Source organism: Herbaspirillum sp. B65, from assembly GCF_000333555.1.
Classification (GTDB): domain Bacteria; phylum Pseudomonadota; class Gammaproteobacteria; order Burkholderiales; family Burkholderiaceae_D; genus Herbaspirillum; species Herbaspirillum rubrisubalbicans.
The window spans coordinates 1-912 of sequence record NZ_BADI01000608.1 but is presented as its reverse complement, the minus strand read 5'-3'; the positions used below and the strand labels follow the sequence as shown (position 1 = coordinate 912).

The window sequence follows — 912 nt, the reverse complement described above, 5'->3', positions numbered from 1 at the left end:
ACCTGATCGGCAAGTACGTCATATCGCCAGCCGCGCTGCCGTTTTCATCGCCAAGCGCTTCGAAGGCCGTGTGTCCACTCAGTGGGCCACCGCTGACGACGCCTTCCTGACCAAGCTGCGCGGCGTGGCTGAAGAAATCCGCAGCCTCTACGAGCAGCGCGAATACGGCAAAGCCCTGCGCCTGGTGATGGAGCAAGCCGACGCCATCAACGCCTACGTGGACGCCAACAAGCCCTGGGAACTGGCCAAGGACAGCAGCAAGGACGCGCAACTGCACGAAGTCTGCAGCCGCCTGCTGGAAGCCTTCCGCATCCTGACCGTCTACCTCAAGCCGGTGCTGCCGCAACTGGCCGCCCAGGTGGAAGCCTTCCTGCAGGTCCAGCCCTTCCAGTGGAGCGATGTGGCCGTGCCGCTGGCCGATGGCCACGTCATCAATGCCTATTCGCACCTGATGCAGCGTGTCGATCCCAAGATGCTCGATGCCCTGTTCGAAGCGCCGGAAGCGCCTGCGGCCGCTCCTGCAGCGCCAGAAAGCGCCATCGAAGAACTGGCACCGGAAATCTCCATCGATGACTTCGCCAAGGTCGACCTGCGCATCGCCAAGATCGTCAACTGCGAAGCGGTGGAAGGCTCCACCAAGCTGCTGCGCCTGACCCTGGACGCCGGTGAAGGCCGTACCCGCAATGTCTTCTCGGGCATCGCCTCGGCCTACAAGCCGGAAGAACTGGTCGGCAAGCTGACCGTGATGGTGGCCAACCTGGCACCGCGCAAGATGAAGTTCGGTGTCTCCGAGGGCATGGTGCTGGCCGCCTCCGCCAAGGACGAGAAGACCAATCCGGGCATCTACGTGCTCAACCCCTGGCCGGGTGCCGAGCCGGGCATGCGCGTGCGCTAAGGCATTCGCCGCCGATG

The 912-nt window shown here is 63.9% G+C and carries 1 pseudogene; it reads left to right on the top strand.

Annotation, left to right across the window (positions count from 1 at the left end):
- Nucleotides 1-895: pseudogene (metG, locus tag I5W_RS14330) on the top strand (methionine--tRNA ligase subunit beta); the annotation flags it as partial.
- Nucleotides 896-912 lie beyond the last annotated feature (17 nt).